This is a genomic window from Oceaniovalibus guishaninsula JLT2003, from assembly GCF_000299575.1.
Lineage (GTDB): Bacteria > Pseudomonadota > Alphaproteobacteria > Rhodobacterales > Rhodobacteraceae > Palleronia > Palleronia guishaninsula.
This window is the reverse complement of sequence record NZ_AMGO01000006.1, coordinates 123,182-130,859: the sequence shown is the minus strand read 5'-3', so window position 1 is coordinate 130,859 and position 7,678 is coordinate 123,182. Positions and strand designations below refer to the sequence as shown.

Here is a 7,678-nt window from a genome sequence, read left to right as displayed (position 1 = left end):
CCTGCTTCCAATCGAGGCCGACTGGCGACCGAAAACCGCAGTGACGCACGACCGGCATTCTTGCACTGTCGCGCAGACCTTCAAGAACGGCCGCCGCCGCAACGAACCCTGTCACACCGTCCTCGTGCGTTCGAACGACCAAGCGGCGCCAGCCTGATCAGCAGCGCAACCCGCCGTCTACCCAAAGTCGAGACAGGGCAACGCCGCTATACAAACTTCGCCCCACGTCCTGTTCCGCGCGCACAACCCGTATGGATCGCCGCCCTTCCGGCCCGCCGTCCAAACGCCCCCGAACAACCCGCCGACGCCTCGCTGGCACTTCGCCGCCCGCCTTGTCTCTCGCACGCGACCCGCACGCATCGCTGTCGCCTGTCGGGCTGCCGTCCAGATGCGCTCAAACCACCCGCCGAGGCCCCGCTGGCTACTTCGCCGCACGTCTCGCCGAATGCATGCGACCCCCACGCATCGCTGTCGCCCTGTCGGGCGGCCGTCCAGATGCGCTCGAATAACCCGCCGATGCCTCGTCGGCTACTTCGCCGCACGTCTCGCCGAATGCACGCGACCCCCACGCATCGCTGTCGCTCTGTCGGGCTGCCGCCCAGATGCGCTCGAACCACCCGCCGAGGCCCCGCCGACTACTTCGCCGCACGCCTTCTCTCTCGCACGCGACCCCCACGCATCGCCGTCCCTCCTTCGGGCTGTCGTCCAGACGTGCTCGGACAACCGGCGATGCCGCGATGCCTGGCCACGCTCCTTGTCCTGCCGCCGTGTCCAGACGATCGGGCGACACGCTCAGGCCGGATATCGGACGTAGCCTGCAAGCCCTCCTCAAGAGGGTGCCGAACCTTGGACACGGCGCCTTCTCGGCCGATGGACCACCGAACGCGCCACTCGGACACATGCGCCTCATCGGTCGGAAGGACACCCGAGGCAGACCTGTCCATCAGCCGGCCCGGTCAGCCCGCCAGCCCGGCGCGCCTTCAGCCGCAGTAATTTTCGGCCGTCGCCCCGAAGGCGCGATAGCGTTGCCAGAACACCGCGTCGCTTTGCCGGTCGCTCTGGCGCACTTCCTGCGCGCGGTGTGGATCGCGGAAGAACTTGGCGGCGGTCTTCTGGTCGCGCCGGGTCAGCGTCGCGTCGGCCACGCGCTGGATGCAGTTGCACAGCGGCCGATTTCCCGATGCGCGGTCCGAACTCAGGCAGGCCTGCTCGATCACCCGCGCCTGCGCGCCGCCCGCCGCCATCATGCCCAGCAACGCGATCACCATCGTCTTCTTCATAGATCTCATCCTCAATTTCCCGGCTCCGGGGTTATGGCCCCCGGCTGTCCGACTGCACGTCCCACAACGCTAGCGGTCCCGCCACCCGCCTCTCAAATCACAAAGCCGCCAAGCTGCCCCGCCATCCGCATCTGTTGCCCATCGGCATGGGCCGCGCGGCGCGTCGCCCCATTGACCAAAGCCCGGCCGCCCCGCATATCCCGGCGATGACCGACATATCGCGCATCCGCAACTTTTCGATCGTGGCCCATATCGACCACGGGAAATCCACGCTGGCCGACCGGCTGATCCAGCTGACCGGCACCGTCGCCGAGCGCGACATGAAGGAACAGCTTCTCGACGCGATGGATATCGAGCGCGAGCGCGGCATCACCATCAAGGCCAACACCGTGCGCATCGACTATCCCGCGCGCGACGGCCATACCTATGTCCTCAACCTCATCGACACGCCCGGCCATGTCGATTTCGGCTACGAGGTCAGCCGGTCCATGCGCGCCGTCGAAGGGTCGCTTCTGGTCGTCGATGCCAGCCAGGGGGTCGAGGCGCAGACGCTGGCCAACGTCTATCAGGCCATCGACGCGGATCACGAGATTGTCCCGGTGCTCAACAAGGTCGATCTGCCCGCCGCCGACGTTGCCCGCGTCCGCACCCAGATCGAGGATGTCATCGGGATCGAGGCGCACGACGCGGTCGAGATCAGCGCCAAGACCGGGCAGGGCATCCCCGACGTGCTCGAGGCGATCGTCACCCGCCTGCCGCCGCCCCGTCAGGGCGACCGGAACGCGCCGCTGAAGGCGATGCTGGTCGATTCGAAATACGACACCTATCTCGGCGTCATCGTCATCGTGCGGATCATCGACGGCGTGCTGAAGAAGGGCGACCGCATCCGCATGATGAAGACCGGCGGCACCTACGACGTGGACGATGTCGGCGTCTATCGCCCCGCCATGACGTCCGTGGCCGAGCTTGGGCCGGGCGAGATCGGCTATCTCAACGCGTCGATCAAGCAGGTCCGCGACACCCGCGTCGGCGACACGATCACCACCGAACGCCACCCCACCGCGACCGCGCTGCCGGGGTTCAAGCCGTCGGTCCCGGTCGTGTTCTGCGGCCTTTTCCCCGTCGATACCAACGATTTCGAGGATATGCGCGACGCCATCGAAAAGCTCGCCCTCAACGACGCGTCCTTCACCTACGAGATGGAGACGTCGGCCGCCCTCGGCTTCGGCTTCCGCTGCGGGTTCCTGGGCCTGCTGCATCTGGAGGTGATCCGCGACCGGCTGGAACGCGAATACGACATCGACCTGATCACCACCGCGCCCTCGGTCGTCTATCACATCTACCAGCGCGACGGCACCATGACCGAGCTGCACAACCCCGCCGACATGCCCGATCCCGCCGGCATCGACCATATCGAGGAACCGCGCATCAAGGCGACGATCCTGGTGCCCGACGAATACCTTGGCGACGTGCTGAAGCTTTGTCAGGAACGCCGCGGCATACAGCAGGATCTGACCTATGCCGGGTCGCGTGCGATGGCTGTCTATGACCTGCCCCTCAACGAAGTGGTGTTCGACTTCTACGATAGGCTGAAATCGGTAACGAAAGGTTACGCCAGCTTCGATTACCAGATGATCGGCTACCGCGAGGACAATCTCGTCAAGATGAGCGTTCTGGTGAACGACGAACCCGTGGACGCGCTGTCGATGATGGTCCACCGCGACCGGGCCGAGGGGCGCGGCCGCCAGATGTGCGAGAAGCTGAAAGAGCTGATCCCCCGCCACATGTTCAAGATCCCCATCCAGGCTGCGATCGGCGGCCGCGTCATCGCCCGCGAAACCCTGTCGGCCATGCGCAAGGACGTGACCGCCAAATGCTATGGCGGCGACGCCACCCGCAAGCGCAAGCTGCTGGACAAGCAGAAAGCCGGCAAGAAGAAGATGCGCCAATTCGGGAAAGTGGACATCCCGCAAGAAGCGTTCATCAATGCGTTGAAGATGGATGGGTGATTTATTCCATTGATAGCCCGCATTTTTCACTTAAGACATTGGTGGCGGCGGTAGACCCATTAACCTTAAATTCGGTTTCATGGAAAACCTGTCCTAATATTTTTAAGGCAGCCGCAACTCTAGTGGTCGCTGAATTGACTTGGCTAGGAACGGTGATTGGTGCATCACTTATTGCAGTAACTGTCCCATCGTTTGCTAGCTCTAAAGTAGCAGCAAGTTCAAACATCTCGTTTTCGTCAACTCTTAGTAAGAGGGTCGGGGACGCGGCGTTCATGACCTCAATGGTACCCGCCTCCGTAGCCTCAGGAGTTAGATATATGATTTCCAGATCATCCGAATTACGACATCGTAAAGCCAACCCATAACTGGCGCTGGCTGCAATGGCCATCTGAACTGCGTTCCCGTCGAATGCGCCGCCATGCTCTTGGTGCATCCACTGTGCCTTAGATGGTCCTGCAAAGCTGGCGGCTGCCAAAACTACTATTGCACCATATTTCATGAGTTCGGAACTCCGCACTATAGATGGACTAGGTAAACTTTACACTTAGGTCGAACCTTACAAGAGAATTGGCGGCTAACAATACTAAATTTGACTACGCCAACGTCTGTTCACCTCACTCCGCACCCCCTCCCACCGCCTCAACAACTCCTTCTGCTCCTTGTGCTTCCGCTCCAGGCTCCCCGCATGCAACTGTTCCAGCAGCCGGACGTCCTCCATCGGGACCAGACCGGCGATGGGGCGGGTGCGGTGGCGCAGCCACAGGTGCCCGCCCTCGACGCGCACGAAGTCCAGATAGGCGGCCATGCGGGCGCGAAACTCGCTGGTCGTGACCTCTTTCATGTCGGAATTCATGGCGGCGTCCTGACTTGTGCGTTTCGGCCTCTGAAATGTACAAATTGTACGTTTCGCCGCAGTCAACGCACCGTGCGGAACCCCGTCCGCTCCCCCGCGTTGCCGGCAAAACGACAGGAGCCGTCATGCCGCACACCGTCCCCGGTCCCGCCTTCATCCGCGCCTATCGCCCCAGCCAGATCGGGATGCACTGGCTGATCGTCGGGCTGGTGGCGATGCAGTTCCTGACCGGGCAAGGCATGGCCGCCTGGTTCGAGGCGCCCCAGACCCGCATGGAAACCACCGCCGGAACGGCCTGGGTCCACGGCATTATCGGCACCTCGATCCTGATCGCAATGCTCTATCGTCTGGGCCTGCGCCGGGCCTTCGGCGCCCCGCCGCCACCCCCGAACGAACCGTCGATCATCCAGAAGGTCAGCCGCGCAAACCATTATCTTTTCTATATTTTCCTGATCGGGATGCCGATTGCCGGGTTGACCGCGATCCTTACCGGATCCGAAGTGGTGGCCGAGATCCACGCCTGGGCGGCGCTGATCCTGCTGGCGCTGATCGCGGCGCATATTCTCGGCGCGCTGTGGCATCTGGTCAAGCGCGACGGCGTGGTCAGCCGCATGACCTCGCGCGATTACTGACGCGTCAGGCCCGGCCGCGGGGCCGGGCCATCGGGGTCAACGGGCGGCCTGCTGAACGGCCTCGCCCGCGATCTCCACATCCTGCCCGGCCCCGGCAACGGTGTTGCAGGCGGCCAGACCGGCCAAGGCGATGACGGCGACGATAGCTCTGATCATGTTGTTTCCTAACGGTTTCATGCAATCCCCAAGCGTCCGTGCGGCCGTCCGGTTCCCTGCTCAGCCATCCAGAAACGCCCGAACCGCCGCCTCGAATTCGCGCGGCTTCTGCGCGTGCAGCCAATGCCCCGCCCCCGCCAGCCGCGCGAACCGCGCCTTGGAAAACAGCGCGTCGATGGCCGGACGATGCGCGTCCCCGACATAGTCGCTATCGGCCCCCGACAGGAACAGGACCGGTCCGTCGAACCGTCCCTCGGGGTCGGGCCAGCCGGTGATCCGCTCCATCGCGTTTCGCAGAACGTCCAGGTTCAGATGCCAGCACCGATCCGCAACATCCAGACTTTGCAGCAGAAAAGCCCGTACGTCGTCGCTGTCGACGGTTATACGCAACTGCTCGTCGGCGTCGCGGCGCGTCTCGATCTTCGACAGATCCAGCCCCTGCATCGCGTCGATCAGGTGAATCTTGCTGTGGTCATAGGCCACCGGCGCGATATCCGCCACGACCAGCCGGCGCACCAGATCGGGAAGCCGCAGCGCCAGCATCATCGCCGCCTTGCCGCCCATCGAATGCCCCAGAACATCGACAGGCGCGCCCATATCCGCCGCGACCCGCGCCAGATCCCCGGCCATCGCCGCATAGGAATGATCGTCCGACCAGTCTGATCGCCCGTGATTGCGCATGTCCACGGCGACGACCGGCCCCCGATCCGACAATCGCCGCGCGATCACACCCCAGTTGCGCGCCGACCCGAACAGGCCATGCGCGATCAGCAGCGGCGGCGCGGTGCCGTCGCTGTCATGCGCGGTGCGGGCAAGGTCGATCATGGTCGTCTCCTTGGCAGGAAAGGGCAGGAAGTGTTTCGGGTGACTTGTCTTGTCGCCGGGGGGGCGTCAAGGCTGGGATCGACCGGACCGGAGACCGCCATGCCCGTCAGAATAGCGTTCCAGGCAAGCACGGCCGATGTGGCGCAAACGGCCCTGTCCGCCCTTGTCGACCGCTATGGCACCGTGGCGCCCGCCGAAGCGGATGTCGTCGTCGCGTTGGGTGGCGACGGCCACATGCTGCGCGTCATGCACGACACGACGCATCTGGACGTGCCGGTCTACGGGATGAATTGCGGCACGATCGGCTTCCTGATGAACGATTTCGCCGAAGCCGATCTGCCCGCCCGCCTGGCCGCCGCCGAGGAGGAGGTGATCAATCCCCTCGCCATGTCGGCGATGACGCAGGGCGGCCGGATCGCCAGGGCCTTGGCGATAAACGAGGTTTCGCTGCTGCGGGCCGGTCCGCAGGCGGCGCGGCTGCGGATCGGCGTCAACGGCAAGACCCGGATGGAGGAGCTGGTCTGCGACGGCGTCCTGGTCAGCACCCCGGCCGGTTCGACCGCCTACAACTATTCCGCCCACGGGCCGATCCTGCCCATCGGGGCCGACGTTCTGGCGCTGACGCCGATGGCCGCGTTCCGTCCGCGACGGTGGCGCGGCGCGCTGCTGCCCAAGGCGGCGATGGTGCGGCTCGACGTTCTCGACCCCGACAAGCGCCCGATCATGGCCGACGCCGACGGGCGGTCGGTGCGCGACGTGCTGTGGGTGGAAATCCGCACCGAACCCGCGGTTTCCCATCGCATCCTGTTCGATCCGGGGCACGGGTTGGAAGAACGCCTGATGCGCGAACAGTTCACCTGACGGGCTGGGCGGTGTCCAGCGGTCGTTCCAGCCGCGGGGCCGGGCCGATGGTCATGGGGCCGGCCATGATCCGTCCGTCCTCGAATATCAGCGGCACTTCAATGACCCCTTCGGTGCCCGACAGCATCTCGACGAATCCCAGCGCCTGTTCCGTCCGGGCGCGCGTGGCGGCAGGGGTCAGACCCGCGACTTCGGCCATGTTTAGCAGCATGCGCCAGTTTTCGACGCGCAGGTCGATCTGTCCGACCGGCCTGCCATCGGGGCCGATGTCCAGCGTGCCCTCGGCGCCGATCTCTGCATCGGCCCACAGGGCACCGGCATCGGAAATCTCGATCCGGGTCAGGCGGGGCCGTTCGGTCGTCCCCCGGCTTTGCCAGCGGGTGTCGTAGATAAGTGTCGCATCCAGACGCACCTCGTCGATCGACGGCAGGTCGAGGCCGGATCGCGACGTCACTTGCGTCAGGTCCGCGCCGACCCGATAGGCGCCGCTGCCGCCGGGATCGGGCAGATGATCGACCGCCAGCCGCATTTCGGCCATCGCGACGCTGGTTGCATCCAGCGTCAGTGCCACATCGCTTCCCACAAGCGTCGCGCGATCCAGCGGGAAGCCGGGGGCCAGATCGAACACGGCCGATGCGCGCAGCCGTTCGCTGGCGACATCCACATCCCCGAGCGGCGTGCCGACATTCTGTCGGTCGGGCAGGGCGACGATGACGTGGTTGGGCCGATAGCTGAGCGTCATGATCTGCACGAAGGGCGCGGACCAGCCCCAGCCCGTCGCCGGATCGGCCAGTTCGGGCGCCGTCACCGTCGCGTCCAGCCGGTTGGGAAAGCCGCGCACGGCGATGCCGTCGTTCCGCGCGACCCGGCCCTGGTCCTGCTGCTCCGCGAACCAGCCGACCAGCCGCTCTTTCGCCAGCCGCGCGCCCATGACCCACAATCCCGACCACGTCAGCGCGGCGACGACGATCAGACCGAACAATATGCGCATCGCGTCCCCCGGCACGGGCTTTTCCCGCAGCCCGGCTTGGTGTCTATAGGGCCGGTCAGGGAAGGGCCAGC

General features: G+C 65.0%; 9 protein-coding genes. 3 read left to right on the top strand and 6 right to left on the bottom strand.

The features are described from left to right. Window positions 1-980: 980 nt before the first annotated feature. Window positions 981-1,280, bottom strand: a complete 300-nt coding sequence (locus OCGS_RS01665) for a hypothetical protein (RefSeq protein ID WP_007425478.1) — start codon at window positions 1,278-1,280, stop codon at window positions 981-983. A gap of 206 nt (window positions 1,281-1,486) precedes the next feature. On the opposite strand from OCGS_RS01665, the gene lepA reads away from it, so the two are divergent. Beyond that, window positions 1,487-3,289 carry a translation elongation factor 4 gene (gene lepA, locus OCGS_RS01660; protein ID WP_040610283.1) on the top strand — a complete coding sequence of 601 codons (1,803 nt, stop codon included), beginning with the start codon at window positions 1,487-1,489 and terminating at the stop codon, window positions 3,287-3,289. 1 nt (window position 3,290) lies between these two features. Here the strand turns inward: lepA and OCGS_RS14945 are convergent, their stop codons facing one another. Next, window positions 3,291-3,788 (bottom strand): hypothetical protein, encoded by a 498-nt coding sequence (locus OCGS_RS14945; RefSeq protein ID WP_156800933.1) that lies wholly within the window; start codon window positions 3,786-3,788, stop codon window positions 3,291-3,293. Window positions 3,789-3,872: 84 nt separating this feature from the next. Then, a complete protein-coding gene (locus tag OCGS_RS01655; protein WP_007425476.1) occupies window positions 3,873-4,142 on the bottom strand; it encodes a type II toxin-antitoxin system Phd/YefM family antitoxin in 270 nt (89 codons plus the stop codon). Window positions 4,143-4,267: 125 nt separating this feature from the next. On the opposite strand from OCGS_RS01655, the gene OCGS_RS01650 reads away from it, so the two are divergent. Further along, a complete protein-coding gene (locus tag OCGS_RS01650; protein ID WP_007425475.1) occupies window positions 4,268-4,774 on the top strand; it encodes a cytochrome b in 507 nt (168 codons plus the stop codon). 36 nt (window positions 4,775-4,810) lie between these two features. On the opposite strand, the gene OCGS_RS01645 is transcribed toward OCGS_RS01650, so the two are convergent. Both OCGS_RS01645 and OCGS_RS01640 read right to left on the bottom strand, forming a co-directional pair. Then, window positions 4,811-4,930 carry an entericidin A/B family lipoprotein gene (locus OCGS_RS01645; RefSeq protein WP_040610282.1) on the bottom strand — a complete coding sequence of 40 codons (120 nt, stop codon included), beginning with the start codon at window positions 4,928-4,930 and terminating at the stop codon, window positions 4,811-4,813. A 60-nt stretch (window positions 4,931-4,990) separates the two neighbouring features. Next, on the bottom strand, window positions 4,991-5,755 hold the full coding sequence (locus OCGS_RS01640) for an alpha/beta fold hydrolase (protein WP_007425474.1): 765 nt from the start codon (window positions 5,753-5,755) through the stop codon (window positions 4,991-4,993). Between the two features lie 99 nt (window positions 5,756-5,854). Here OCGS_RS01640 and OCGS_RS01635 point away from each other — a divergent pair, with 99 nt between their 5' ends. Beyond that, window positions 5,855-6,616, top strand: a complete 762-nt coding sequence (locus OCGS_RS01635; protein WP_007425473.1) for an NAD kinase — start codon at window positions 5,855-5,857, stop codon at window positions 6,614-6,616. On the opposite strand, the gene OCGS_RS01630 is transcribed toward OCGS_RS01635, so the two are convergent. Then, a complete protein-coding gene (locus tag OCGS_RS01630; RefSeq protein ID WP_007425472.1) occupies window positions 6,609-7,607 on the bottom strand; it encodes a DUF2125 domain-containing protein in 999 nt (332 codons plus the stop codon). The two genes, OCGS_RS01635 and OCGS_RS01630, sit on opposite strands and share 8 nt — an antisense overlap. Between the last annotated feature and the right edge of the window lie 71 nt (window positions 7,608-7,678).

What these genes read in the sequence shown, in the direction of transcription:
- OCGS_RS01640 (WP_007425474.1), bottom strand. Translation starts at nt 5,755, where the DNA reads ATGATCGACCTTGCCCGCACCGCGCATGACAGCGACGGCACCGCGCCG.
- OCGS_RS14945 (WP_156800933.1), bottom strand. Translation starts at nt 3,788, where the DNA reads ATGAAATATGGTGCAATAGTAGTTTTGGCAGCCGCCAGCTTTGCAGGA.
- OCGS_RS01635 (WP_007425473.1), top strand. Translation starts at nt 5,855, where the DNA reads ATGCCCGTCAGAATAGCGTTCCAGGCAAGCACGGCCGATGTGGCGCAA.
- OCGS_RS01645 (WP_040610282.1), bottom strand. Translation starts at nt 4,930, where the DNA reads ATGATCAGAGCTATCGTCGCCGTCATCGCCTTGGCCGGTCTGGCCGCC.
- OCGS_RS01650 (WP_007425475.1), top strand. Translation starts at nt 4,268, where the DNA reads ATGCCGCACACCGTCCCCGGTCCCGCCTTCATCCGCGCCTATCGCCCC.
- OCGS_RS01665 (WP_007425478.1), bottom strand. Translation starts at nt 1,280, where the DNA reads ATGAAGAAGACGATGGTGATCGCGTTGCTGGGCATGATGGCGGCGGGC.
- OCGS_RS01630 (WP_007425472.1), bottom strand. Translation starts at nt 7,607, where the DNA reads ATGCGCATATTGTTCGGTCTGATCGTCGTCGCCGCGCTGACGTGGTCG.
- lepA (WP_040610283.1), top strand. Translation starts at nt 1,487, where the DNA reads ATGACCGACATATCGCGCATCCGCAACTTTTCGATCGTGGCCCATATC.
- OCGS_RS01655 (WP_007425476.1), bottom strand. Translation starts at nt 4,142, where the DNA reads ATGAATTCCGACATGAAAGAGGTCACGACCAGCGAGTTTCGCGCCCGC.